The organism is Pseudomonas sp. MWU13-2100, from assembly GCF_023242365.1.
Taxonomy (GTDB): Bacteria; Pseudomonadota; Gammaproteobacteria; order Pseudomonadales; family Pseudomonadaceae; genus Aquipseudomonas.
This window is the reverse complement of the sequence record NZ_JALLIX010000028.1, coordinates 17,172-42,315: the sequence shown is the minus strand read 5'-3', so window position 1 is coordinate 42,315 and position 25,144 is coordinate 17,172. Positions and strand designations below refer to the sequence as shown.

General features: G+C 61.2%; 21 protein-coding genes. 14 read left to right on the top strand and 7 right to left on the bottom strand.

What is annotated here, in order from left to right; all coding sequences use genetic code 11:
• Positions 1–73 precede the first annotated feature (73 nt).
• Both M5B99_RS19225 and M5B99_RS19220 read right to left on the bottom strand, forming a co-directional pair.
• Complete coding sequence (locus tag M5B99_RS19225) at positions 74–421, bottom strand: DUF6124 family protein (protein ID WP_248805516.1); 348 nt, start codon at positions 419–421, stop codon at positions 74–76.
• A gap of 479 nt (positions 422–900) precedes the next feature.
• A complete protein-coding gene (locus M5B99_RS19220) occupies positions 901–2,355 on the bottom strand; it encodes a leucine-rich repeat domain-containing protein (protein ID WP_248805551.1) in 1,455 nt (484 codons plus the stop codon).
• A 37-nt stretch (positions 2,356–2,392) separates the two neighbouring features.
• On the opposite strand from M5B99_RS19220, the gene M5B99_RS19215 reads away from it, so the two are divergent.
• From M5B99_RS19215 to M5B99_RS19205, 3 genes are all read left to right on the top strand, one after another.
• Complete coding sequence (locus tag M5B99_RS19215; protein WP_248805515.1) at positions 2,393–2,608, top strand: hypothetical protein; 216 nt, start codon at positions 2,393–2,395, stop codon at positions 2,606–2,608.
• A 137-nt stretch (positions 2,609–2,745) separates the two neighbouring features.
• Positions 2,746–3,012 (top strand): helix-turn-helix domain-containing protein, encoded by a 267-nt coding sequence (locus tag M5B99_RS19210; RefSeq protein WP_177124405.1) that lies wholly within the window; start codon positions 2,746–2,748, stop codon positions 3,010–3,012.
• Positions 3,009–4,346, top strand: a complete 1,338-nt coding sequence (locus M5B99_RS19205) for a type II toxin-antitoxin system HipA family toxin (RefSeq protein WP_248805514.1) — start codon at positions 3,009–3,011, stop codon at positions 4,344–4,346. Before M5B99_RS19210 ends, M5B99_RS19205 begins: the two co-directional genes overlap by 4 nt.
• A gap of 120 nt (positions 4,347–4,466) precedes the next feature.
• Here M5B99_RS19205 and M5B99_RS19200 read toward each other — a convergent pair whose 3' ends face one another.
• From M5B99_RS19200 to M5B99_RS19185, 4 genes are all read right to left on the bottom strand, one after another.
• Positions 4,467–5,045 carry a plasmid pRiA4b ORF-3 family protein gene (locus M5B99_RS19200; RefSeq protein ID WP_248805513.1) on the bottom strand — a complete coding sequence of 193 codons (579 nt, stop codon included), beginning with the start codon at positions 5,043–5,045 and terminating at the stop codon, positions 4,467–4,469.
• 171 nt (positions 5,046–5,216) lie between these two features.
• On the bottom strand, positions 5,217–5,564 hold the full coding sequence (locus M5B99_RS19195) for a DUF6124 family protein (protein WP_248805512.1): 348 nt from the start codon (positions 5,562–5,564) through the stop codon (positions 5,217–5,219).
• Positions 5,565–6,008: 444 nt separating this feature from the next.
• Positions 6,009–6,695: a response regulator transcription factor gene (locus M5B99_RS19190; protein ID WP_191486392.1), complete on the bottom strand. Its 687-nt coding sequence runs from the start codon at positions 6,693–6,695 to the stop codon at positions 6,009–6,011.
• Positions 6,670–10,047, bottom strand: coding sequence for an ATP-binding protein (locus tag M5B99_RS19185; protein WP_248805511.1), 3,378 nt, complete (start codon positions 10,045–10,047; stop codon positions 6,670–6,672). The genes M5B99_RS19190 and M5B99_RS19185 overlap by 26 nt, the downstream gene beginning before the upstream one ends.
• A 317-nt stretch (positions 10,048–10,364) precedes the next feature.
• Between M5B99_RS19185 and urtA the strand changes: the two genes are divergently transcribed.
• The 8 genes from urtA to M5B99_RS19145 all read left to right on the top strand — a co-directional run bounded on the left by urtA (position 10,365) and on the right by M5B99_RS19145 (position 18,302).
• On the top strand, positions 10,365–11,609 hold the full coding sequence (urtA, locus tag M5B99_RS19180) for an urea ABC transporter substrate-binding protein (RefSeq protein WP_191486390.1): 1,245 nt from the start codon (positions 10,365–10,367) through the stop codon (positions 11,607–11,609).
• Positions 11,610–11,750: 141 nt separating this feature from the next.
• Complete coding sequence (gene urtB, locus M5B99_RS19175; RefSeq protein ID WP_191486389.1) at positions 11,751–12,668, top strand: urea ABC transporter permease subunit UrtB; 918 nt, start codon at positions 11,751–11,753, stop codon at positions 12,666–12,668.
• A gap of 10 nt (positions 12,669–12,678) precedes the next feature.
• Positions 12,679–13,866 (top strand): urea ABC transporter permease subunit UrtC, encoded by a 1,188-nt coding sequence (gene urtC, locus M5B99_RS19170; RefSeq protein WP_248805510.1) that lies wholly within the window; start codon positions 12,679–12,681, stop codon positions 13,864–13,866.
• The gene (gene urtD, locus M5B99_RS19165) at positions 13,863–14,621 is read left to right on the top strand and encodes an urea ABC transporter ATP-binding protein UrtD (RefSeq protein WP_248800085.1); all 759 of its coding nucleotides are present in this window, start codon (positions 13,863–13,865) and stop codon (positions 14,619–14,621) included. The genes urtC and urtD overlap by 4 nt, the downstream gene beginning before the upstream one ends.
• A 10-nt stretch (positions 14,622–14,631) precedes the next feature.
• Complete coding sequence (gene urtE / locus M5B99_RS19160; protein ID WP_248805509.1) at positions 14,632–15,321, top strand: urea ABC transporter ATP-binding subunit UrtE; 690 nt, start codon at positions 14,632–14,634, stop codon at positions 15,319–15,321.
• Between the two features lie 318 nt (positions 15,322–15,639).
• On the top strand, positions 15,640–16,869 hold the full coding sequence (gene fmdA, locus M5B99_RS19155; RefSeq protein WP_248805508.1) for a formamidase: 1,230 nt from the start codon (positions 15,640–15,642) through the stop codon (positions 16,867–16,869).
• 30 nt (positions 16,870–16,899) lie between these two features.
• Positions 16,900–17,244 (top strand): FmdB family zinc ribbon protein, encoded by a 345-nt coding sequence (locus M5B99_RS19150; RefSeq protein WP_248805507.1) that lies wholly within the window; start codon positions 16,900–16,902, stop codon positions 17,242–17,244.
• Between the two features lie 14 nt (positions 17,245–17,258).
• Positions 17,259–18,302: an aliphatic amidase gene (locus tag M5B99_RS19145; protein WP_248805506.1), complete on the top strand. Its 1,044-nt coding sequence runs from the start codon at positions 17,259–17,261 to the stop codon at positions 18,300–18,302.
• A gap of 155 nt (positions 18,303–18,457) precedes the next feature.
• Here M5B99_RS19145 and M5B99_RS19140 read toward each other — a convergent pair whose 3' ends face one another.
• Positions 18,458–19,609 (bottom strand): GGDEF domain-containing protein, encoded by a 1,152-nt coding sequence (locus tag M5B99_RS19140; RefSeq protein WP_248805505.1) that lies wholly within the window; start codon positions 19,607–19,609, stop codon positions 18,458–18,460.
• A gap of 90 nt (positions 19,610–19,699) precedes the next feature.
• Here M5B99_RS19140 and M5B99_RS19135 point away from each other — a divergent pair, with 90 nt between their 5' ends.
• From M5B99_RS19135 to M5B99_RS19125, 3 genes are all read left to right on the top strand, one after another.
• On the top strand, positions 19,700–19,924 hold the full coding sequence (locus M5B99_RS19135) for a hypothetical protein (RefSeq protein ID WP_248805552.1): 225 nt from the start codon (positions 19,700–19,702) through the stop codon (positions 19,922–19,924).
• Between the two features lie 253 nt (positions 19,925–20,177).
• Positions 20,178–21,272 (top strand): ABC transporter substrate-binding protein, encoded by a 1,095-nt coding sequence (locus tag M5B99_RS19130; protein ID WP_248805550.1) that lies wholly within the window; start codon positions 20,178–20,180, stop codon positions 21,270–21,272.
• Between the two features lie 16 nt (positions 21,273–21,288).
• A complete protein-coding gene (locus M5B99_RS19125; RefSeq protein WP_248805504.1) occupies positions 21,289–25,008 on the top strand; it encodes an ATP-binding protein in 3,720 nt (1,239 codons plus the stop codon).
• The last annotated feature ends 136 nt before the right edge of the window (positions 25,009–25,144 follow it).

Genomic DNA, 25,144 nt, shown 5'->3' with positions numbered 1-25,144 from the left:
GACGCATCTGGACTGAGAATATTTAGCCAGCGAAAAGGGGAGCAAGCTCCCCTTTATGCCGAGCTACTTTTTATCAGCTTGTTGCCCCAGCAGGCTGCTCCTCAATCACTGAATCCACCTGCCGTTGAGCCAGCTCGATCAGATGCACGACACCCATCGCGACCTTGCGGTTCGCACCCGTGAGGTTGTCGGCATTTTCGTAGGCGGTGGCGGCAGCGGAGTCCAGTATTGAACTGGCGTTGACGAGGGCTTCTTCGCGGCTTTGCGGGACAGGGGGCTTGCCTTGTGTTCCTGCGATACCAGGGCGTTTTGGACCGCCGCCCTGAGGCAGTATGTAGTACGCCAAGGCGCGATCAGCGGCTTGCGGGTCAATGCTTTCGATACCGGAGGTTCCCGGTGGGTTGGGTGTGACTTTGTACATGGCAAATCTCCAATCTCACGGATGGAGCCGTCACCAGTATCGCTACCAAACGATTTGAGGGTGGCGGCTGTACACAGGTTGGTAGACCGGAAGATTGGAGAAACCGGCGCGCCCGAAGGTGCCCTGCGCACAGCCACCATAAAATGCAGGCAATAAAAAACGCCTGATTCCAAGGGGGCGCTGTGCGCCAATCTATACCGGGCTACCAAACCCGATCACTGATATGCAGTGACGGACTGAAGACTAGCCAGCGAAATTGGCAGGCACAAGCGCTCAGGATTTTCTAGGAAACTTCACTCAAAGGAAAGCGAGTTGTCTTGCTGGCACTGCAAGGTCACTGAAAAAGCGCCGCTGATTTAACGGTGTTAAAAAGCTGAAAGGGCTGTTGGCCGGGAGCGCGAATTCTCCTGCGGGGTCCTCGATTTTCCAGTTGCTTAGGACTGATACGACTCAGTGGGAATGTGGATTTCCACTACCTGTCAAATACCGGGCCCAGTCACGTGGGCCGGCAATCTGGCCAAGCGATCCCATCCTTCTGCGCTGATCCCCGAGCTGTTCGGCAACCACAATTTTTGTAGTGGCAACTGCTCCAACACGGACACCACGGCTGAAGTGAGCTGCGATTCCCCCGGACCCGCCGCGAGTGTCAGATCTCGCAGTGGCAAATGCGCCAGGTGGGCGACTCCGGTGTCAGTGAGCCAAGGACTTTCATACAACCCGAGGCGCCGCAGCGGCAGATCGCGCAGGCAGGCCAAGTCGGCATCGCGTAGATCCAGACCGCTTATCTCAAGTTGCTCCAACGGCAATCCCAATTCGACGAGCATTCGCAAAGCCTTGCCGTCAATGCCGTGACAAAAACTGAGATTAAGCCGCTTCAGCGGCAGACCGGCCAGTTGTTTCAGTTCCTTCCCGGTGATGTCGTTCAATGAAAGGTCCAGCGATTCCAGCTCCAGACCACGCAGATCGGACAATGTATGCGCGTCGATGCCTTGCACATCGGAGAGCCCCAGGCGCTTCAGTGGAAACGCGTGCAGCACATCGAGCCGCTCGATCATTTGCTGTGAAGACTTGAGATCCAGATCGGCGAGTGGCATGCCCTCCAGTTCGGCAATGTCGTCCTCGCCGATATATGAAGATTGCAGCGAAAGCCGTTCAATCGGCAGGCCCTGGATGGCGTGGAGCATGGCGTCGGTTGCGTAACAGTAATCGAGGCTCAGCGAGCGCAATGCGGTCAGGCTGTGGAGCCAGGAAGGCTCCTTCAGGATTGCGCCATTCCAGCCGAGCGATAGCTGTTCGAGTGGATGATGCCCCAAGTGCTGCATTCCATGTGAGGTGAGTTCCCCTGCGCGTTCGAATGTGAGTGAGCGCAACTTGAGTCGTGACAGTCCGAGCAGGCCGTCGTCGGTGACCTCATCACAACGGTTCAACGACAGCTCCTGCAGCGCGCCACTGCCGAGTTGCTGGAGGAAACGGTCGTCGAAGTCCTCGCCGTAGGTTTCCAACTTCAGCCGGCGCAACCGTTCGAGTGACGGGAGGCTGCTGGCGTTGTCATCGCGCGAAAAGCCACTGATTTTCAATGTCTCGAGGGCAACGGCTGGCAAACGTTGCCATACAGTCTGATCGAAGCTGAATTTCGGGCTGTTGAGTACCAGCGTACGCAGTGGCAGCCCAGCCAGGGCATCAAGCCAGTCAGGCTCGGCATTCTCCAACTCGACATGGTCTACGGGCAGTCCACGAAGCTGCGACAACAATGCCTTGGGGCGATTGGTATGCGCGGTGGCGCTCAACTGCGCAACTGCGGCGATAGCGGCCGGATCGCACAGGCCGGCGGCTACTCGTAGGCCATCCAGGGAAGCCTCTCCGCTGTTGAGCAAATCGCGATAGAGCGAAGCGCGCGCTGCAATGTCATCGGGTGTGGCAGAGAGTTGGGCCATCAGGGCGTTGCGGTTCAGCACTATTGACGAGTCCGAAGTGAGTGAGCCGAAAGGATTGAAGGAAGTATTAGCCAGTGAAGTCAGCCAAGTGTCCAGAGGCCTGCGTGAAAAAGGGGGAGCAACAGCTTCCCTTCATGTCATGCCTTTTCGTCAGCTTGCTGCCCCTGTGGGCAGCTCCTCAATCGCCGAAGATTTCAGTCTCCGGAGAGTGATGCTCATGGGCTACATTTTCAAGGGTTTATGCTTTTTTTGAGTCCCCTGGGCTACAGTTTGCCGCTCAGTCTTGATGTCCAATTAAAACGGCCAGAGCCACTATGAGCATTGCGAGTTTGTGCCTCCAGGGCTACAGTAATTGAATATTACGTACTTCTTGATGCTTGAGGGCTACAAATGAGCACCTTGTTCGATGTGGCGCATATGCTGAAGGAAGCTCGTCGTGAGGCTCATCTGAGCCAGGAGGCGATTGCGAACCGTGCAGGCGTGGCGCGTTCGACCGTCGCTCGCATGGAAACCTTGGCTAAAGGCGATATGAGTGTTTCGGCTTTGGTGCGCTTGCTGGAGGCGGCAGGTTATGACTTGAAGCTGGTGAAGGCCGGCCATCAGCGCACGGTCGAAGATATTCTCGCTGAGCAGAAACAGGGAGTGTTTGAACGATGATCCTGGATGTCCATGTCAGTGGGAGAGCGGTAGCCAAGCTGTACCGTGAGCGGGACGAATACGTGTTGAAGTATTTTCCCGGTACAGACGCGGCAGACTTTGTCAGTTTGGCCCTGCCTGTGCGCGAAGAGGCTTGGCATTGGCCGCGTGACCTCTTTCCGTTCTTCCGGCAAAACTTGCCTGAGGGCTATTTGCTGGGTGTTATCCGCGAAGAGTTCGGGCCGCTGCTCGACGGTACCGATTTGTCTCTGCTGGCGGTCATCGGTGGTGCGGGTATCGGTCGGGTTGCGGTGACACCTGAAGGGGTAAAGCCAGGGCTGGAGACGGATCCGCTGGATATCGGCCACCTTTTGACGGCTGAAAATACCTCCGAGCACTTCGCCAAACTGGTCCGACGCTATGCCCGGGCGGCGATCTCGGGAGTGGTGCCAAAGTTCATCGCACAACAGGCCGAGGCAAGCGATCTACCTTTGGGTAAACCCACGTTGCGCACCGGATTTCACATCATCAAAGGATCGGATGACAACACGCCTTATCTGGGCTTCAACGAGTTTTACACCATGCGGGTACTGGAGCGCCTGAATGTCGTTTCGGTTGCCAAATGCCGTATGTCAGATGACGGCCGCGTGCTGGTCGTGGATCGCTTCGATGTCGATGAAAACGGTGTGCCGCGATGCGGATTGGAAGACGCTTGCGGGCTGCTGGGCTTGCCGCCCCACGAGAAGTACGCGACCACGATGGAAAGAGTCTGGAATGCGACCCGGGCCTATGTTGATGCACAACACTTGCGTGAGCAGCGAGAACATTTCGGTTGGCAATTGCTGAGCAACTACGTGGTGCGCAACGCCGACTGCCACTCCAAGAACATTGCGCTTTATTACACTTCACGAACCGATGTGGCCTTTACGCCGGTCTATGACCTGGTCACGACTCAGGCCTATCCGCGTTTCGCGGATAATGCGCCCGGGCTATCTGTCGGTGGGCGTCAGACCTGGACCCCAGGGCGAACACTGGAGATGTTCTTCAATGCTCGCCTGGGCATCGCCCCGCGCCGTTACGCGGAAATGGTCGAGCAGCTATGTGAGTCAGCTGTCGCGGTAGGGGCCGAGGTTATCGAGGCTGCGAAGAACGAGCCCGCGTGGCGAGATGTTGCCAAGCATATGGTGCATGCCTGGAACGATGGCATGGAATCATTACGTAGCCAGAAATCAGCTCTGCACTTGCGAGGGTTGGAGGCCGCCATTACGGGCGCGGGATTCTCAGGCCCTCGGCTGCCAGAGCGACACCGGGAACAAATTGGCCGTTCTGAGTTGTTGGCGCCGAAAAAACGCTAGGAATATCGGGCCTCACTGGTAGCGCTCGCCGAATGAGCACCCAGCGGACATTATAGGGAGTTGACTCTATGTCTCCCTATCGCCCCGCCTCCACCCACTTCAAGCCTGAACTGTCATCACTCAGACCTTGATTTGCTTCAGCCACCGGTTGGCGAGCCCCAGGTCAAAAGCCGCCGGGTTGAAGAGCTCCCCATACCATTCCAGCACCGATTCGTGCTCCGGATGCTTGGGGTCTTCCATCGCTTCAACGAATTCGTCATAGCCCGGCACACTGCCCACATCTTCCGGCGGGCAGGCATTGGCGCCGTCGACGCAGTAGGGCACCTGAGGGCAGGCGGCGGCGGGGAGGTTTTTTTCAACCTTGATCGTGTGCTCCCAACTGTCGCCAAAGTCATAGAGGTAGCTGAACGTCTTTTTCCCGTTCAAGGCCTTGATCAGGGTTTTTCGAGCCTCCGGGTTCACGGGCGGTCCCCAGCCTTCGGAATCGGGAATACCGTACTTCTCGCCGGCAATCTCAAACTCGTGCATATGGCAATCTTCCCAGCCCATCACCGCCTGGAACACTCGGTGCAATCTGCCCAGGGTGATGTTTTCGGGCACCGCCACGCGCCTCCAGATGGCCGGTTCGATCCATTTCAACTCAATGTGCAGTAACAGCAGATCAGGCTCGGGTTTTGGCGAGCGGACAGGTTTGACCATGGATCAGGTTGCCTCGTCATGTTTGATGGGTGTGAGCGCGTTGTTTTTCGGGGGTGATCCTGTCTTGCAACACGTTGCGATTACTTCGGGCGCGTGCGGCTCTATGGTAACGATGTTCTCGTGAGAGGGAAAAGGGGAGCGCCGCTCCCCTTCACACCACACTCGTTTACGTCAGGTCGCCACCGCTGACGACTGTCCGTCTATCACTGAATCCACCTGCCGTTGAGCCAACTCGATCAGATGCACCACACCCATCGCCACTTTACGATTGGCGCCCGTGAGGTTGTCCGCATTCTCATAGGCGGTGGCGGCAGCGGAGTCCAGGATTGAGCTGGCGCTGACGAGAGCGTCTTCTCGGCTTTGCGGGGCAGGGGCTTGGTTCTGTGTTCCTGTGACATCAGGGCGTTTTGGACCGCCGCCTTGAGGCAGTATGTAGTACGCCAAAGCGCGATCAGCGGCTTGTGGGTCGATGCTATCGATACCGGATGTTCCCGGGGGGTTGGGAGTGATTTTGAACATGCTGCGTGACTCCTAGTCGGTCAGTACGGAGCCGCTACCATCGCTACTAAACGATTCAAGGGTGGCGGCCGAACGCAGGTTAGTAGACCGGTGACTAGGCCCGGCGCACCCGAAGGCGCCCTGCGCACGGCCACCATAAAGCGCAGGTCGAAAGACATCGCCTTGCTGAAGGGGGCACTTTGCGCCTAGTCAAACGGCGGGCTACTAAACCCGATCACTGATGTGCAGTGACGACTGAAGACTAGCCACCGAAATTGGCAGGCACAAGCGCTCAGGATTTTCTAGGAAACTTCATTCAAAGGAAAGCGAGTTGTCTTGCTGGCGCCGCAAGATCACTGAAAATGAATTTTCTCATCGCCATTCAGCGCGCCATAGCCACATGTGAAGTCACTGGACTGGATGCTGTCGATCATTTCCGTGACGTCACGAAAATGATCGAAGCCGCTACATCCGCCGATGCTCCGTCATCGCCGACAGCACCACCGAAGTCGCCGCCGTCCTCGTCTCCACCCCCAGCTTGATATACACATGCTCCAGATGCTTGTTCACCGTACGCGGGCTCAAATCGAGGATGGTGCCGATGTCGCGATTGGTTTTTCCACAGGCTACCCAGCGCAACACTTCCACCTCACGGCCCGTCAGTTGAAAGCGCGCCGATAGCACCTGGCTGGCCGGTTCATCATTCAAACTCAAGGCCGCCACTGGCTGCGACGCCGCACGCGCCGAATGCAAAATACGTGAAGTCCGCAGATGCGCCGCCACCCGAGCCAGCACCTCATCGATCTGAATCGGCTTGGTCACGTAATCGCTACCACCCACCTCAAACCCCTGAACCACATGCCGACTCTCCGTCAGCGCCGTCATGAACAGCACCGGAATATCAGCACTCTCCGGCTGCGCCTTGATCCGCCGACAGGTCTCAAACCCATCCAGCCCCGGCATCATCGCATCCAGCAGAATCAGGTCCGGGCGCCGGCGCTCGATCCGGTTCAACGCACTCAACCCATCCAGCGCCACCAGCACCATATAACCGGCATCGTTAAGCGCATCGGAGAGCAGGGCAAGATTGTCCGGGGTGTCATCGACAATCAGCACGACACCGGGTTCAGCGACTGTGGTCAGTGCATTCATCTTCTGCCTCCTTGAGGGTGCGGTTGATTTCGTCCAGGCGAAAGTTCTTCAGCAGTTTGCGGATCGACCCGATAAACGCCGCCGTGTCGGGTGTCTCGGCCTGGATGCTGTCGAGCTTTTCCTGCAAGCCACGGACATAGCCGATGGCGCTGAGTTCGCCGAGAGCGACTAGGTCAGGGTGTGAGGGTAAGACCCTGGGGGCGGGGAGTGCCGCAGGTGCCGGCTTTTCACGCCGTACCCAATGCAGATCAAGTTGCTTCTGAATCCGCTCCAGCAACTCCGGGGTACGCACCGGCTTGGCCAGGTAGTCATTGCAGGCACTCGCCAGGTTGCGTTCGTCGCTGAAGGCATTGGCCGAGATCACGATGATCGGCACCGTGGACAGCGCATTGCGGCGGATCAGGCGGCTGGTTTCCCAGCCATCCATGGTCGGCATCGACAGGTCCATCAGAATCAGGTCCGGCCCCAGCAACGCCACCTGACGAATCGCTTCCTGCCCATTGCTGGCCTGCACCACCTCGAAGCCCAGCGGCGTGAGCATGCCATTGAGCACCTTGCGATGGTCGACATGATCGTCCACCACCAGCACCCGGCGCCGGGGCCCCTGGTAGCCGATGATGTCGTGCTCGACATGGACCACGGCCTGGGGCGCGCGCACCTGGGACAGAAACAGCCGCACCTGGAAGCAGGTGCCCTTGTCCTGCTGACTCTTGACCTGCAACTCGCCGCCCATCAACGAAGTAAGCATGCGGGTGATGGTCAGACCGAGGCCGACGCCCTTGTCCTGGCGCATCAGGTCGCCACGTTCGAACGGCTGGAAGATCCGCTCGATATGTTCGGGGTCGATGCCGATACCGGTGTCGATGATCTCGAAGTTCGCGGTTTCGCGCATGTAACTGACCCGCAGGCAAACCTCGCCGCTGTCGGTGAAATTCACCGCATTGCCCAGCAGATTGATCAGGATCTGCCTCACACGTTTCTCATCGCCGCGCACCACCGCCGGCATCTTGCCGATCAGTTCCAGGCGAAAGCGCAGACCTTTCTCCTGGGCCTGCGGAGTGAACATCAGTTCCAGGTCGTGGATCAGTTCCGGGAACGGAATCTCCGTCAGTTCCAGGCGCAGTTTGCCGGCCTCGATCTTGGCCACGTCGAGCAGGCCGTCGATCAGCGACAGCAAGTGCGAGCCACTGCGCAGGATGGTCGCCAGGGCATCCTGGTGCTGCTCCGGCATGGCCGCGTCGCGCTGCAGGTTCTGGGTAAAACCGAGAATGCTGTTGAGCGGCGTGCGCAGTTCGTGGGACAGCCCGGTGATATAGCGACTCTTCGCCGCGTTGGCCGCCTCGGAGGCTTCCTTGGCATCCTGCAACGCCTGGTCGGTCAGACGGTGGGCGGCGATTTCCTGCATCAGCAACTGGGTCTGGCGGGTCGACTCTTCCTGGGCCACATGGCGACTTTCGCGGGTCAGGACGATCCACCAGGCGAGGATCGCCGCCAACATCGAGAGGGTCAGGAAGGCCTTGAAAAACGCCTGGTACAAGGTCGCCGAATGGGGCAAACCCTGGGACGCCTGGCCGTAGATCAGCGCCAGGGCGCCGCTGAGCATCAGGATCAGCACCAGCAGCAGACCGAGGTAATGCATCAGCCGGGTGTGCAGGCGCGGGACCAGGGTGCTGGGCAGCAGCCAGCGCAACAGCGATTCGAACTGCGCGGACAGGCGCCCCTGGGGTTTGCAACGGTCGCCGCAACGCGCATCCAGCGAACAGCACAGCGAGCAGATGGGCGTGCTGTAGGCCGGACAGAATGCCATGTCCGCGCTTTCGAACGGGTTGCTGCACAGGCCGCAGGTGATCTGTGTGCTCGGCTCTACCGGGCGCAGCAGCAACGGGTCGCTGCTGCGGGCGATGTAGTAGCGGCTGCCGGTAGCCCAGGCCAGCAGCGGGACCATGATCAGCGCGGTACCGAGAGCGACAAAGGGCGGCGCGGCCTGGGCCAGGGCGCCGAACAGGCCGAAGTGGGCGAGGATCGACAGCAGCGAGGCAATCAGCATCGAGCCGACACCCACCGGGTTGATGTCGTAGAGGTGCGCGCGCTTGAACTCGATGTGTTTCGGCGACAGCCCCAGCGGCTTGTTGATCACCAGGTCAGCGACCACGCAGCCGATCCAGGCGGTGGCGATATTGGCGTAGAGGCCGAGCACCTGGTCGATGACATCGAACACCCCCAGCTCCATCAGCATCAGCGCAATCGCCACATTGAACACCAGCCAGACCACGCGGCCGGGATGGCTGTGGGTGACCCGGGCGAAGAAGTTCGACCAGGCCAGCGAGCCGGCGTAGGCATTGGTCAGGTTGATCTTCATCTGCGAGACGAACACGAACAGGACCATGGCGCCCAGGGCCCATTCCGGCGAGGAGAACACATAACTGAAGGCCACCAGGTACATCTGCGTCGGCTCGGCGGCACGCTCCATGGGGATTTCGTGTTGCAGGGCGAGAAAGGCCAGGAAGGCGCCGCCGGCCATCTTCAGGGCGCCGGGGATGATCCAGCCGGGGCCGGCGCAGAGCAGCGCGGCCCACCAGCGTTTGCGGTTGGCCGCGGTTTTCTCCGGCAGGAAGCGCAGGTAGTCGACCTGTTCGCCGATCTGCGTCACCAGCGACAGGGCCACGGTGCAGGCCGCACAAAATTCCAGCAGGTTGAAGTCGCCGCCGCTGGTACTGCGGCCGAGGAAGCTGGTCCAGTCGCTGAAAGCCTGGGGATTTTTCACCAGCACGAACAGATAGGGCAGTACCAGCAACACCAGCCACAACGGTTGGGTCCAGAGCTGCAGGCGACTGATCAGCGTCACCCCATAGGCCACCAGCGGGATCACCAGTACGGAGCAGATCACATAGGCGAAGGCCAGCGGGATATGGAAATACAGCTCCAGGGCCAGGGCCATGATCGCCGCTTCCAGGGCGAAGAACAGGAAGGTGAAGCTGGCGTAGATCAGCGAGGTGATGGTCGAGCCGATATAGCCGAAGCCGGCGCCGCGGGTCAGCAGGTCCATGTCGACGCCGTAGCGGGCGGCGTAGTAGCTGATGGGCAGGCCGGTGAAGAAGATCACCAGGCTCACCGCGAGAATCGCCCAGAAGGTGTTGGTGAACCCATAACTCAGGGCCAGCACCCCGCCGATTGCCTCCAGGGCGAGGAACGACACCGCGCCTAAAGCGGTGTTGGCGATACGCAACTCCGACCACTTGCGAAAGGACTTCGGCGTATAGCGCAGGGCGTAGTCCTCCATGGTCTCGTCGGCGACCCAGCTGTTGTAGTCGCGACGGATCTTGGCGATGCGCTGGGTGCCGGGTGGTAGCACGGTGAAGGACTCCTGCGGTCAAGGCGCTCCGTGCCTGGCGTTGTAGTGGTGAAAAATTGAGCAATTTTCATGCCCCAGGCTGCCGGGCCGCACCAGCGGTTACCCGTGCGCGTGCCTGCGCGTAAGGCGGTCGGGTGGCTCGGGCCTGAGGCGCTAGCCTGCGCCAGCTTGGTGCGAATTTCCCTACGTCAAATGACGTATGCCTTTACGTCAGGCTGCGTATACCGGCCACTGCTCCTCGCCGCCATGCTGATGCCATCACCGTTGCTGGCCGCCCCCGAGGCGAACCCGCAGCGCCACCGCAGAGGAGTAGCAGCATGGAACCACGATTGATCCGCACCCAAGGTCTGTTGCCGCGCCGTCTGGCGCTGGGAGCGGCGGCCCTGTCGTTACTGGCCGCCAGTGTGTTCAGCCAGGGGGTCATGGCGGACGAGGCCAATAGCACCGGCCTGGCCGTGACCCCGACCGAAGTCACCGTCGGCCAGTTGCACTCGGCCACCGGCACCATGGCGATTTCCGAAACCGGTTCGATCCAGGCCGAACGTCTGGCCATCGAACAGATCAACGCTTCGGGCGGCATCCTCGGTCGGCAGATCAAGGTGATCCAGGAAGACGGCGCCTCCGACTGGCCGACCTTCGCCGAGAAGGCCAAGAAGCTGCTGGTCAACGACAAGGTGGCAACGGTGTTCGGCTGCTGGACCTCGGCCTCGCGCAAGGCCGTGCTGCCGATCTTCGAGAAGGAAAACGGCCTGCTCTACTACCCGACTTTCTATGAAGGGCTGGAGCAGTCGAAGAACGTGATCTACACCGGCCAGGAAGCCACCCAGCAAATCCTCGCCAGCCTTGACTGGATCGCCAAGACCAAGGGCGCCAAGACTTTCTACCTGGTGGGTTCGGATTACATCTGGCCACGCACCTCGATGAAGATCGCCCGCAAGCATATTGAAAACGTGCTGCACGGCACCGTGGTCGGGGAGGACTACTACCCGCTGGGCAACACCCAGTTCGGCTCGCTGATCAACAAGGTCAAGCTGAAGAAACCTGATGTGGTGTTTGCCGCCGTGGTCGGTGGTTCCAACGTGGCGTTCTACAAGCAACTGAATGCGGCGGGCGTCAATTCCTCCAAGCAGACCTTGCTCACCTTGTCGGTGACCGAAGACGAACTGCTGGGTATCGGCGGCGAGAACATGGCCGGTTTCTATGCCTCGATGAAGTACTTCCAGAGCCTGGACAACCCGAACAACAAAGCCTTCGTCGAAGCCTTCAAGGCCAAGTACGGCAAGGACGCGGTGATCGGCGACGTGACCCAGGCGGCTTACCTCGGCCCGTGGTTGTGGAAGGCGGCGGTGGAGAAGGCGGGTAGCTTCGATGTCGACAAGGTGGTCGCGGCCTCGCCAGGCATCGAGTTGAAAACCGCGCCTGAAGGCTACGTGAAAGTGCACGAAAACCATCACCTGTGGAGCAAGACCCGCATCGGTGAAGTGCAGCCAAATGGTCAGTTCAAGGTGGTCTACGAGTCCGGTCTGATCGAACCGAATCCGTTCCCTAAAGGTTACCAATAACGCTCGACCGCTATCGCCAGCAAGCCGGCTCCTACAGAGGCCGGGTACGACGAAACCTTTGTTGTGGAGCACCTATCTGTAGGGGCTGGCTTGCCGGCAATGCGGTTTTTTATTTCTACCTCCCAACAGGAGACCATCATCATGGAATGGCTATCGGAATTTGGTGCCATCGCGGCCATGCAGGGGTTCAACGGCTTGTCCGTGTTCTGTGTGCTGCTGTTGATGGCACTGGGGCTGGCGATCATCTTCGGGCAAATGGGGGTCATCAATATGGCCCACGGCGAGTTCCTTACCATCGGTGCCTACACCACCTATGTCTGTTCGAGCCTGACCAGCCATTTCGCTCCGGCGTTCCAGCCCTACTATTTTTTCTTCGCCATCGCCCTGTCGTTCCTGGTCGCCGGCGCCATCGGCTGGCTGGTGGAGTGGGCGATGATCAGCCGCCTCTACAAGCGCCCGCTGGACACGCTGCTGGCGACCTGGGGTTTGTCCCTGGTCATGCAGCAGACCTTCCGTTCGGTGTTCGGCGCCCGTGAAGTCAGCGCCACGCCACCGGAGTGGCTGATGGGTTCGTTCAACCTCACCGATGCCATCGAGATCCCGCGTAATGGCCTGTTCATGATGGCCCTGACCCTGCTGCTGACGGCGGGGATTTTTGTCCTGCTCTACCGTTCGCGCTGGGGCCTGCATGTGCGTGCCACGGTGCAGAACCGGTTGATGAGCCGGGCCGTGGGCATCAATACGCGCAAGGTCGACCGCATGACCTTCGCCCTGGGTTGCGGTGTGGCGGGAGTGGCCGGCGCGGCCTTCACCACCATCGGTTCCACCGGGCCCACCGCCGGCTCGCAGTACATCGTCGACACCTTCCTGGTGGTGGTCTTCGGCGGTGCGCAAAGCCTGTTCGGCACCATCGCGTCGGCCTTCGTGATTGCCCAGACCCAATCGATCTCGGAGTTTTTCCTCAGCGGCTCGATGGCCAAGGTGCTGACCCTGTCCGGGGTCATCCTGATCCTGATGCTGCGCCCCCAAGGGCTGTTCTCCATCAAAGTGCGCAAGTAGAGGCGAGCCGATGAACGTTCTAGACAAGATGCTGGCGGGCAAGCCGAACCTGCTCGGCGTGGCGCTGTTGGCGCTGCTGATTTTCGTGGTGTTCCCACTGACCCTGGATGCCTTCCGCCTGAACATGGTCGGCAAGTACCTGACCTACGCGTTTGTCGCCGTCGGCCTGGTGTTGTGCTGGGGCTATGGCGGCATTCTCAGCCTCGGGCAGGGAGTGTTCTTCGGTGTCGGCGGCTACTGCATGGCGATGTTTCTCAAGCTGGAAGCCTCTGATCCGCTCAGCACCAGGATCCAGACCACGCCGGGCATTCCGGACTTCATGGACTGGAACCAGATCACCGAACTGCCCTGGCTCTGGGTGCCGTTCCACAGTTTCAGCTTCACGTTGCTGGCGGTGATCCTGGTGCCGGTGCTGCTGGCTTTTATCATCGGCATGGCGCTGTTCAAGCGGCGGGTCGGGGATGTGTATTTCTCCATCGTCACCCAGGCCATCGCGCTGATTCTCACGGTGCTGATTGTCGGCCAGCAGGGCTTGAGCGGCGGGGTCAATGGCATCACCGATCTCAAGACCCTGCTCGGTTGGGACCTGCGCAGCGACAGTGCCAAGCTGCTGCTGTACTTCATCAATGCGGGATTGCTGTTCGGCTGCATTTTCATCGGTCGTTTTGTCCTCGCCTCCAAGCTGGGCCGCTTGCTGATGGCGATGCGCGACAAGGAGGAGCGGGTGCGCTTCTCCGGTTATGACGTGGCGACCTTCAAGATCTTCGTGTTCTGCATTGCCGCCGGTTTCTCGGCGATTGGCGGCGCGATGTTCGCCTTGCAGGTGGGCTTCATGTCACCGTCGTTCGTCGGCATCGTGCCGTCCATCGAGATGGTGATCTTTACCGCGGTCGGCGGGCGCATGTCGTTGCTCGGCGCGGTGTATGGCGCCTTGCTGGTGAACTACGGCAAGACCTATTTCTCCGAGTCCTTTCCCGAGCTGTGGCTGTACCTGATGGGCGGCTTGTTCATCGCCGTGGTCATGTACTTCCCCAATGGGTTGGCCGGGCTCTGGGACAGTCACGGTCGTCAGGCTCTTGCTCGATTGTTGCGGCGTTCTCCTCGCTCACAACCAGTGGCCGCAACCCTGCCGCAGGCCACGCGTACCGAGCCGAAAGCCCCGGCCCCTGAACGTCCTTCCCTGGAGACACAGCCATGACCGCCATCGGTTTTCAGATGAACAAACCGGTGCTGGCCATCGAGGGGCTGACGGTGTCCTTCGATGGTTTCAAGGCGGTGGACAACCTCAATCTTTACATCGACCGCAATGAAGTGCGGGTGGTGATCGGTCCCAACGGCGCCGGCAAGACCACGGTGCTCGACCTGATTTGCGGCAAGACCCGCGCCACCAGCGGCAGCATCCAGTTCGACGGGAAAGAGCTGACCAAGATGCACGAGTACAACATCGTCCGCGCCGGGGTCGGGCGCAAATTCCAGAACCCGTCGATCTACGAAAACCTCACGGTGTTCGAGAACCTGGAGATGTCCTACCCGGCCGGGCGCAAGGTGTTCAGCGCCTTGTTCTTCAAGCGCAGCGCGGCGGTGATTGCCCGGGTGGAGGAGGTGGCCCGGGAGATCTTTCTCGGCGACTTGCTGGAGCAACAGGCCGACCTGCTTTCCCACGGCCAGAAGCAGTGGCTGGAGATCGGCATGCTGCTGATGCAGAACCCCGACCTGCTGATGCTCGACGAACCGGTCGCCGGGATGAGCGTCAACGAGCGGGTGCAGACCGCCGAGTTGCTCAAGCGCATCAGCCAGGGCCGTTCGGTGCTGGTGATCGAGCACGACATGGAGTTCGTCAAGAGCATCGCCCACAAGGTCACGGTGCTGCACCAGGGCAAGGTGCTGGCCGAGGGCAGCATGGAGTCGGTGCAGAACAATCCGAAAGTCATCGAAGTCTATCTGGGCCACTGAGGAAGCAGGCATGTTCAACGTCAACAAGCTGTCCTGTGGCTACGGCCAGAGCCAGATCCTCCACGACCTCGACCTGGCCGTGGCCAAGCAGGAAATCGTCGCCGTGATGGGGCGCAACGGCATGGGCAAGACCACGCTGTTCAAGAGCCTGATGGGCATTCTCCCGCAGTGGGGCGGGCAGGTCAGTGTCGATGGGTGCGAGGTCTCCAGCCTTGAGACCCACGAGCGGGTCGAGCACGGCATCGCCTATGTGCCCCAGGGACGGATGATCTTTCCCAGCATGACGGTGCTGGAAAATATCCAGACCGGCTTGCCGGCTTCGGCCCGGGGCCAGGTGCCGGAGGACCTCTATGCGTTGTTCCCGGTGCTCCACGACATGCGCTCGCGCAAGGGCGGCAACCTCTCGGGCGGGCAACAGCAGCAACTGGCGATTGCCCGGGCGCTGGCGACCAATCCCAAGGTGCTGTTGCTGGACGAGCCCACCGAGGGCATCCAGCCGTCGATCATCAAGGACATCGCCCGGACCCTGAAGGAGATCCGCAATTTGCGGGATTTGACCATCGTGGTTTCGGAACAGGTGCTGTCCTTCACCCTGGAAATCGCCGACCGCTTCCTGGTGATCGAGAAGGGTCGTTTCGTCATCGAGGAAACCCGCGACAAGGTCGACGAAGCGACCATCAGCCGCTACCTCTCTGTATAGACACCGCCGTCCTGTGGGAGCCCGGCTTGCAGCAATACCCTTCAGTCAAGGCCGAACCCGGTCCCTGTGGGAGCAGAGCTTGCTCGCGAAGAGGCCCTTGAGGCCGCCAAAAGCTTCGCGGCGGTGCGGCGATCCGACAAGCACCGCTCCCACAGATTTCAGGCGCATGCCGGCTCTCGGCTCGACACAAACATTGTGGGGACCGGCAAGCCGGGCTTCTGCAAAAGGGAGCTACGTCATCCGACGTATTGGCCGATTCGCGCCGCCATTCGAGACTGCCAGCAACGCTGTACATCCCTACTGTCCAGGAGCTTTGCCATGACCGATACCTTGATCAAAGTCGACCTCAACCAGCCCGCCACCGAGAACGAGCAGATCCACAACCGCTGGCATCCGGATATCCCGATGGCCTGCTGGGTCAAGCCGGGGGATGACTTCATCCTCGAAACCTACGACTGGACCGCCGGGGCGATCAAGAACAACGATGACGCTTCCGACGTGCGCGATATCGACCTCTCCACCGTCCACTACCTCTCCGGCCCGGTGGGCGTACACGGCGCCGAACCCGGTGACCTGCTGGTAGTCGACCTGCTGGACATCGGTGCCAAGGCCGACTCGCAGTGGGGCTTCAACGGTTTCTTCTCGCGGCAGAACGGCGGCGGCTTTCTCACCGAGCATTTCCCCAGCGCGCAGAAAGCCATCTGGGATTTCAAAGGCATGTTCACCAGCTCGCGGCATATCCCCGGGGTCAACTTCGCCGGCTTGATCCACCCCGGCCTGATCGGTTGCCTGCCTGACCCGGTGATGCTCGCCGACTGGAACCGTCGCGAGCAGGAACTGATCGACACCAACCCGACCCGCGTACCGCCCCTGGCCAACGCGCCACTGGCGGCCACCGCGCATATGGGCAAACTCAAGGGCCAGGCCCGTGATGATGCCGCCGCCACCGGCGCCCGCACCGTGCCGCCGCGCGAGCATGGCGGTAACTGCGATATCAAGGATCTGTCCCGCGGTTCGAAGATTTTCTTCCCGGTCTACGTCAATGGCGCCGGCCTGTCGGTGGGCGATCTGCACTTCAGCCAGGGCGACGGCGAGATCACCTTTTGCGGCGCCATCGAGATGGCCGGCTGGGTGCACATGAAAGTCGAGCTGATCAAGGGCGGCATGGCCAAGTACGGGATCAAGAACCCGGTGTTCAAGCCCAGCCCGATCACCCCGAATTACAAGAACTACCTGATCTTCGAAGGCATCTCGGTGGACGAGAGTGGCCAGCAACACTACCTGGACGTCAACGTCGCCTACCGCCAGGCCTGTCTCAACGCGATCAACTACCTGACCAAGTTCGGCTACTCCCCGGCCCAGGGGTATGCCTTGCTGGGCTCGGCGCCGGTGCAGGGCCATATCAGCGGCGTGGTGGATATCCCCAACGCCTGTGCGACCTTGTGGCTACCGACCGAGATCTTCGACTTCGATATCAACCCCAACGCCAGCGGTCCGATCAAACACCTGGACGGCCGCATCGACCTGCCCATCGCCCACGATCTGTAAGGCGCCCTCAACACGCCGGGAGGACGGACCATGCCAACTTACGAATACCAATGCCAGGCCTGCGGCACCTTCAGCATGCTGCGGCCGATGAACCAGCGCCATGATCCCTGCCAGTGTCCCTATTGCGGCGGCACGGGTGGTGGCTTGCAGCTGTCGGCACCGGCCTTGAACTGCCTGTCGGGCAGCCAGCGCCAGGCCATCGCCACCAACGAGCGCAGCGCCCACGCGCCGCAGACCGTCGCCGAGTACCAGCAGCGCCGCCATCCCAAGGGCTGCGGTTGCTGCGCGCCGAGCAAGCCGGTGGTGCCGAGCAAGGCCAATCCACTGGGACTCAAGAGCAAGACCGGGCCACGGCCCTGGATGATCAGTCACTGACCGAGGTTTTCCCCATGCGCCATGGCGATATTTCCAGCAGCCCGGATACCGTCGGTGTTGCTGTCGTGAACTACAAGATGCCGCGCCTGCACAGCAAGGCCGAGGTCATCGACAATGCCCGCAAGATCGCCGAGGTGATCAAGGGCATGAAACAGGGGCTGCCGGGCATGGACCTGGTGGTGTTCCCCGAGTACAGCACCATGGGCATCCTCTATGACCATGACGAGATGATGGCCACCGCCGCGACGATTCCCGGCGAAGAAACCGCGATCTTTTCCGCGGCCTGCCGCGAGGCCAATACCTGGGGCGTGTTTTCCCTGACCGGCGAGCGCCACGAGGAGCATCCGCACAAGGCGCCCTACAACACCCTGGTGCTGATCGACAATCAGGGGCAGATCGTCCAGCGCTATCGCAAGTGCATTCCCTGGTGTCCCATCGAGGGTTGGTACCCAGGCGATCGCACCTATGTCTGCGACGGCCCCAAGGGCATGAAGATCAGCCTGATCATCTGCGATGACGGCAACTACCCGGAGATCTGGCGCGACTGTGCGATGAAGGGCGCGGAACTGATCGTCCGCTGCCAGGGCTATATGTACCCGGCCAAAGAGCAGCAGGTGCAGATGTCCAAGAGCATGGCCTGGGCCAATAACTGCTACGTTGCGGTGGCCAATGCTGCCGGTTTCGACGGGGTGTATTCATACTTCGGGCATTCGGCGATCATCGGTTTCGATGGCCGGACCCTGGGCGAATGTGGCGAGGAGGAAATGGGCATCCAGTACGCGCAACTATCGATCTCGCAGATCCGCGATGCGCGGGCCAACGATCAGTCGCAGAACCATCTGTTCAAGCTGCTGCACCGTGGCTACAGCGGGATCTACGACTCCGGCGATGGCGACAAGGGCATCGCCGACTGTCCGTTCGAGTTCTACCGCACCTGGGTCCTGGATGCGCAGAAGGCCCGGGAAAATGTGGAGAACATCACCCGGCGCGCGGTGGGCGTGGCGGATTGCCCGGTGGGGCAATTGCCCCATGGTGGTAAAGAAAAGACCGCGGGCTGAAGCATGTCATCGATCCAGCAGGTCTGCGCGTTGGAACAGCCCGAACTGGAATCGGCGATTGCCGATTGCCTGCTGGCCGGCACTGGGGGTGGGCAGATGATGGTTACGCTGCGGGATCGGTGGCTGCGGGTATCTCCGTAGGGACGCACGTCCGGCTAGCAAGCCACCTCCACCCGATTGCGGCCTTTTCCCTTGGCCTCATAAAGCGCTGTATCCGCCACCGACAGCAACCGCGAAAGCTCGTACCCCGATTCCCCGGTGCTCACCAGTCCGATACTCACACTGAGAAACCCGGGCTCCAGCAGCGTCAGTGCGGCAAACGCGGCGCGAATCCGCTCCGCTACTGCCAATGCGCTGGCCTCGTCGCTGTCGCCCAGCACACAGGCAAACTCTTCGCCGCCAATGCGCCCGAACACATCCCCCGGGCGCAGGGTCTGTGTCGTTACCCGGCCGAAGGCGATCAGCGCCTGGTCGCCCACCGCATGGCCGAAGGTATCGTTCAGGCGCTTGAAGTGATCCAGGTCGCAGAGCAGCAACGCCGCCGCCGTCTTGCGCCGTTTGCAGTCGGCCAGCAGTTTTTCACTCTTGAGCATGAACGACCGCCGGTTGCCGATGCCGGTCAGGGGGTCGCTATAGGCCGCCGCCTTGAGCTGGCGTTCGGCGCGCTCCTTGACCATGGCCAGGGTCACGTAGCCGATCCCGACTATGTAGAGCATGGATTCGAACAACATGAAGGAGAAGAACGGCACACCTTTGCCGCTGCCCGCGTTGGCCTGCTCCAGGCCGATGCCGGTATCGGTAAAGATCCGCACGCAGTAGAACAGGGTATTCAGCGCTGTCAGGGTCAGCGCGGGCAGATAGGACGCTTCGAGGCTGTGCCGGCTCCGCCAGAACTCCAGCAGGGTCAGCCCGCCATAGCCGGCTGCCAGCGCCGAGTAGGCGGCGACCCGCAATGGCAGCGATTCGAAGAAGCTTGGCAGCAGGCACAGCGCCAGCCAGGTCGCCGCGCCCGCGAGCATGCCCGGCACTGAAGGCGGGCGTCCGGCGAACACGCGCATGGCGGTCCAGTTCATGGCGGCGCTGAGCAACAGCACCACGTTGCCGACCACCAGCGGCACAAAGTCGACGCCCAGGCCACGCAAGCTCACCAGCAGGATGCCGAGGGACGCCAGCAACATCATGCTGCCCAGGTAGGCGAGGCAACGTTCACGGGTTTCGCGCAGCCAGGCGTGCAGGCTCAGCAACCCCATCAGGCAGAAGATGAAGACCGAGACCAGCAGCAGGGTGGGGATGTGCAGCAGTGTCATGTTCAGGCAATCCAGTTCAGCCGGTGACCGGGGATCGCCCGGGACGGCGGCGGTGGGTGCCAGGGCACACCGCGAGTTGGAAAGCGGGATTTGGCACGTGAGCGAGCATCTTGGCATCTTTCCGAGCCGATGGAGCAGACGTTCAATGGTCTTGTGGTCGCAGTCAATACGACCACAGAAATCATTAAGCCTGCAGACTTCGAAAGAGTGCCAGAAACCTATGTCTTGGCGATTGAAGCATTCGATAGTGGCGAGTGGCTGGCCGATCTCAAAGACGCATCCACGCTGCGCAGCAGCGCGCAACGCTGGTGGTGAAGCGTGAGCTGGTTCTGCCCTATTGGCAGATCGGTCACGATATCGAAGCCTGCCGCTGGTATGCCGCCAAGGCCCTTGGGCACAACTGGTCGCGCATTTTTCCAACGCGGCGGAAGCGTTGAGACTATGCTCAGCGCTAATGTAAACACCGCACTTTTTCCAATTGTCGGCCATCCAGGAAGGAGTCCGTATGTATTGGGCGTTTCTATACCCCATTGCCTTTATTGATCGCTCCTCCCGGGATCCGGCCAGCATGTGCGCTAAATCGATCGACAAAATCTTGCACCGCTTCGTCGGCAGCCTGATCGCGCTGGCAATGGTTGCCGCCATTACGGCCCAGGCTGCTGACGGCGGCATCGCCAATGGCCCCACCGCCGGCAAGCGCATCGCCTTCAGCAACTCTTACGCGGGCAGCGATTTCCGCAAGGTGATGGTGCGCAACTGGCAGGAGGTTGCGGCCCAGGCGCAAAAGGATGGCTTGATCCAGGAGGCACCGGTGGTCAGCGCCAACAACTCGGCGTCGGAACAGGCGGCGCATATCCAGGATCTGATCGTCCAGGGCGTCAACGCCATCGTCATCCTGGCCGCGTCCGACACGGCCCTCAACGGAGTGATCCAGGATGCCTGTAATGCTGGCATCGTGGTGGTGGTCATGGCCAGTCTGGTGACCGAGCGCTGTGCCTATACGGTGGACTACGACTGGTCCGCGATGGGCCGCGTGGAAATGGACTATATCGCCAAGCGCCTCAAGGGAAGCGGTACGCTGCTGGAGATCCGCGGCATTGCCGGCGATGCTACCGATCAAAACATCAGCGACGGTATTCACAAGGCTGCTGGTGACTACCCGGGCCTGAAGTTCGCCAAGACCGTGTACGGGAACTGGACGGCTTCCGTCGCGCGCAAGGAGGTGGCGCTGGCGCTGCCGTCGTTGCCCGGCATCGATGCCGTCGCTACCCAGGGTGGGGATGGTTATGGCGCGGCCATGGCGTTCAAGGCGGCGGGACGCCCCTTGCCGATCATTGTGATGGGTAACCGTCAGGACGAACTCGCCCTGTGGAAACAGGAACGCGATGCCAACGGCTATGAGACCGTCTCGGTTTCTGCCTCCCCGAGCGTCTCCCAGGTGGGTTTCTGGGTGGCTCAGCAGATTCTGGCGGGCAAGCAGGTGCCGAAGTTCGTCGAGGTGCCGCTGGTACGCATCGATGCAAAAGACCTGGATACCTGGCTTGCCAGCATGCCGCTGGGCGCCGCCGCCAATCCCTCCTACAGCCAAGCCTCCGTCGTGGCGATGATCGACGCCGCCATCAACCCTACGCCGACGCCTCTGCCGAAGGCCGCGAAGCCGTAGTCGGGAGCGAGGCGCCATGTTGGCATTCAAACCCGCCAGGGACAGGCCTATTGCCGTCAGGATCGGGCTGGCGGTCGCCGCACTGGTGTTCCTGATGCTGACCGTCTCGCTGGTGGACCTCTACGGGTTGCGGGGCATGGAGCGTGCGGTGGATTCCGCCAGCCATTCCGCGGAGATCCTGGCCTCGGTCAACGCGGCCACCGGGCGGGTGGAAAACTTTATCGCCACCCGCGACCAGGAAAGCCTGTCCCAGGCCGAAGCCATGGTGGCGACCGCCATCGCCGGCCTCACCACGATTCCGGCGGCGGAGGCGGAATCGCTCAAGGGTAGTCTGGAGAGACTTGCCGAGGCGATCGCCACCTTGCGGGCGGCGACCCTGAGCATGGATGGCGAAACGGAGAATATGACTGTCCATTATGGCCGGATGCGAGAGGCGACGATCCTTGTCGAACAGGGCATCGCCGATGGGCTGAAGGGGCTTGACTCCCGCATCGCCGACCACCAGGCGCAGGTGAGCAATATTGAAAGCGCCCATCGCATCCTGGATATCCTGCGCAATGGCGAACGGATCGTCATCGCCAATGTGGCCAAGGTGTTGGCAACCGGTGATGAGGGCGCCGCCAGCGTGGCGCGCAACGCCTGCGCGGCGCTCCCGCCCGTGGTCGAGCAATTGCGCGAGGTGATGGACGCGTCGCAGGCGGGCGAGACCCTGGACCAGATGGCCGCTGCGGTCGCCGCGGCCAAGCTGGCGGTCGAGCACCTTGGCGAGGCGCCCAAGCTCCGGGGAAGCGAGGCCTTGCAGCATCTCGCCGCCGTCGGGGATGCGGCCGAGCGTCTCGAGGCAATGGTGGGCGAAGTGAGTGAGCACGTGGCCCATGACGAAAACGACATTCAGGCAGCAACCGGTTTGCTGCACAATGCATCGGCGCTGTCCAAGCGTTTCGCCGAGCGCGTCGCCACCCTGGAGGCACAGACCCTGTCGTTCCGCCTGTCGCCATCGGCCGAGGTCGCCAGCTCCGTCGGCAACCTCCTTGATGAGCTCTCCCGTCTCTCCCGCGTTCTCCCCTCACCCGGAGGACTGCAAACCCAAGCTGCGCCCCTCTCGGTCTACGACCAGATTGCCGGCTACCGGGCGGCATTCGTCAAGTTCCATCAGGCGAGCAACTCTTTGAGCGTCGCGCGCGATCAGGTGCGTAACGAGGCACGAAGTGCCGGCCAACTGGTCGCGCGCTTCGCTGGCGAAGCTCGTTCCGACGCCGTGGTCCACAATGATCGCGGCATGTTGGCGACGGTGATCGCCGGCACCGTCGCTATCCTGCTGGCCGGTGCCATTGCCTGGAGCACCTCGCGGTTTGTCGCACGGCCCATCGTGGTCCTGGCCTCGGTCATGCGCCGGCTTGCGGCCGGCGACCTGAACGCCAAGATCACCAGCGCCGAACGCGGCGACGAGATTGGGATCATGACCCGCGCCGTCCGGGTGTTCCAGGAGAATGCCTTGCGTATCCGGGAGCTGGAGGCCGAAGCCGAGGCCGAACGACAGCAGGTCCAGGCCTCTTTGGAGAGAATGGTCGCCGAACGGACCGACACGCTGCACCAGCAGACCGAGGTACTGGAGGCGCAGGCCGTCGAACTCATTCAGGCGCGCAACCAGGCCGAGGCGGCGAACCAGGCAAAGAGCGATTTCGTTGCCACGGTCAGCCACGAACTTCGTACCCCCCTGACCCTTATTCTTGCCCCCCTGGAGCAGCTAACGGCAGCGAGCGCCCCGCCGGCGGACTGGCATGGGCAACTCGACCGCGTCCAGCGTAACGCGTTGCGCTTGCTGAACCGAGTGAACGACATTCTCGACTTCTCCAAGGCCGAAGCGGGCAAGGTTGAACTGTTTCCTGCACCAGTTGACTTGAACAAGACGGTTGGCGTGCTGGCCGACGATGCCGCCATGGTGGCCGAGGGCAAAGGCTGCACCTTGACCTGGCACGTCGATCCCGCGCTCGGCACGGTGTTCCTGGACCCCCGGCACTTCGAGAAGATTCTTCTCAATCTGCTGAGCAATGCCATCAAGTTCACGCCTGCTGGCGGCACCGTGCACCTGACAGCGACTCCGCTCGATGGCGAGCGCTTTGAACTTGCGGTGCAGGACTCGGGCATTGGCATTGCGCCTGACCAACTGCCGCTGCTGTTCCAGCGGTTTTCCCAGATCGACAACTCCGCCACGCGCCACTACAGCGGCACAGGCATCGGTCTCGCCCTGGTCAAGGATCTGGTTGAATTGATGGGCGGTGAAGTCGGCGTCAACAGCGAGCCCGGTCGGGGTTCGCACTTCTTTGTTCGACTTCCGCTGGGGGCGGAGCAAAACAGCGTGCCGGGCGAAGCCAGCAATGTGCACGAGCGATCGTCAGCGCGCACCACAGGCGCTACCGAGCAACGTCACCTGCGTTTCGATGATGGCCACCCTGGCAGTAGCAACGACCGACCTTCGACGGACGCTGCGGGCGACGAGCAGCCTGCGGAACAGGCCTTGCGATCCAGAGTACTGCTGGTAGACGACAGTCCGGAAATGCTCAGCTACCTCAGTGAGCTCTTGCACAACGACTACGTCGTCGCCACCGCGGCGGATGGAGAGCAGGCCTGGGCAGTCCTGCAGCGTCGCCCCATCGATGTCGTTGTCTCGGATGTGATGATGCCGGAGCTCGACGGCTTTGGCCTGACAGCCAGAATCAAGTCCAACGCCGGTTTCGCCCATTTACCCGTGATCCTGTTGACCGCCCGCGGCGGCAGCGAGGCCAGCGTCTCCGGGCTGGAGAGCGGCGCCGACGACTATATCGCCAAACCCTTCTCGCCGCTGGAGCTCAAGGCTCGTGTACGCGCGGCGATACGCATGAGCCAGATACAAACCGAACTGCATGCAAAATCCCGTCAGGCTGGCATGGCCGAAATCGCCACTAATGTGCTGCACAACATCGGCAATGTGCTCAACAGCGTGAATGTCTCGGCCGATGTGATCAGTAGCCAGATGCGCGCCTCCAAGATGCTGGGACTGACCAAGGTGGCTCATCTGATGAACGAACACGTCCATGATCTGAGCGATTTTCTCACCAGCGACCAGAAAGGAAAGATGCTGCCCGAATACCTGCTCAGACTGGCAGTGGTGGTGGCGGCGGAGCAGCAGGGCATCATCGAAGAGCTGGGGCAGCTTACCAAGGGCATCGACCATATCAAGAGCATCGTCGCTGCCCAGCAGTCCCATGCCGGTAACGTCAATGTCGTCGAGACAGTGCCGGTCGAGGAATTAATCGATGATGCCTTGCGCATGAATGCCGGATCACTGGCGCGCCCTGAGGTGACGGTGGTCAAGGACGTTGCCGACTTGCCCCTGCTGTCGCTGGACCGGCACCGGATACTGCAGATTCTGGTGAATCTGATCGGCAACGCCAAGCAGGCATTGGACGGCGTGGTTGATCGCAGCCCGAGTATCACGCTCGGCGCCGTCCTCGCCGACGGGCCAGTATTGCGTATCACGGTGGCAGACAACGGCGACGGGATTACTCCGGAGAACCTGGCTTGCGTTTTCTTGCATGGTTTCACCACGCGCAAGAACGGACACGGTTTCGGCTTGCACAGCTGTGCGCTGGCCGCGCATGAAATGGGCGGCAGCTTGACTGTGCACAGCGCCGGGGTTGGACAGGGGGCGACCTTCACCCTCGATATTCCCGTTGATGCCGCGCAGGATGGGTGATGAGCGCGCCAACGGCGGCGTTTGATGTACGTGCGTGCGTTTGCCGAGTATCGAGCAGATTGAGCGCGAACTGGCAGGTGATGACGCCTCCGCGGCGGCTTTCAGAAGATAAGAATACCTTTCAAACAGGCATTAA

Bases quoted from the DNA above. Each gene is read 5' to 3' on its own strand.
- M5B99_RS19150 (WP_248805507.1), top strand. From the start codon at position 16,900: ATGCCAACTTACGAATACCAATGCCAGGCCTGCGGCACCTTCAGCATG.
- urtB (WP_191486389.1), top strand. From the start codon at position 11,751: ATGGAATGGCTATCGGAATTTGGTGCCATCGCGGCCATGCAGGGGTTC.
- fmdA (WP_248805508.1), top strand. From the start codon at position 15,640: ATGACCGATACCTTGATCAAAGTCGACCTCAACCAGCCCGCCACCGAG.
- M5B99_RS19195 (WP_248805512.1), bottom strand. From the start codon at position 5,564: ATGTTCAAAATCACTCCCAACCCCCCGGGAACATCCGGTATCGATAGC.
- M5B99_RS19200 (WP_248805513.1), bottom strand. From the start codon at position 5,045: ATGGTCAAACCTGTCCGCTCGCCAAAACCCGAGCCTGATCTGCTGTTA.
- urtA (WP_191486390.1), top strand. From the start codon at position 10,365: ATGGAACCACGATTGATCCGCACCCAAGGTCTGTTGCCGCGCCGTCTG.
- M5B99_RS19140 (WP_248805505.1), bottom strand. From the start codon at position 19,609: ATGACACTGCTGCACATCCCCACCCTGCTGCTGGTCTCGGTCTTCATC.
- M5B99_RS19190 (WP_191486392.1), bottom strand. From the start codon at position 6,695: ATGAATGCACTGACCACAGTCGCTGAACCCGGTGTCGTGCTGATTGTC.
- M5B99_RS19130 (WP_248805550.1), top strand. From the start codon at position 20,178: ATGTGCGCTAAATCGATCGACAAAATCTTGCACCGCTTCGTCGGCAGC.
- urtE (WP_248805509.1), top strand. From the start codon at position 14,632: ATGTTCAACGTCAACAAGCTGTCCTGTGGCTACGGCCAGAGCCAGATC.
- M5B99_RS19220 (WP_248805551.1), bottom strand. From the start codon at position 2,355: ATGGCCCAACTCTCTGCCACACCCGATGACATTGCAGCGCGCGCTTCG.
- urtD (WP_248800085.1), top strand. From the start codon at position 13,863: ATGACCGCCATCGGTTTTCAGATGAACAAACCGGTGCTGGCCATCGAG.
- M5B99_RS19125 (WP_248805504.1), top strand. From the start codon at position 21,289: ATGTTGGCATTCAAACCCGCCAGGGACAGGCCTATTGCCGTCAGGATC.
- M5B99_RS19145 (WP_248805506.1), top strand. From the start codon at position 17,259: ATGCGCCATGGCGATATTTCCAGCAGCCCGGATACCGTCGGTGTTGCT.
- M5B99_RS19205 (WP_248805514.1), top strand. From the start codon at position 3,009: ATGATCCTGGATGTCCATGTCAGTGGGAGAGCGGTAGCCAAGCTGTAC.
- M5B99_RS19210 (WP_177124405.1), top strand. From the start codon at position 2,746: ATGAGCACCTTGTTCGATGTGGCGCATATGCTGAAGGAAGCTCGTCGT.
- M5B99_RS19225 (WP_248805516.1), bottom strand. From the start codon at position 421: ATGTACAAAGTCACACCCAACCCACCGGGAACCTCCGGTATCGAAAGC.
- urtC (WP_248805510.1), top strand. From the start codon at position 12,679: ATGAACGTTCTAGACAAGATGCTGGCGGGCAAGCCGAACCTGCTCGGC.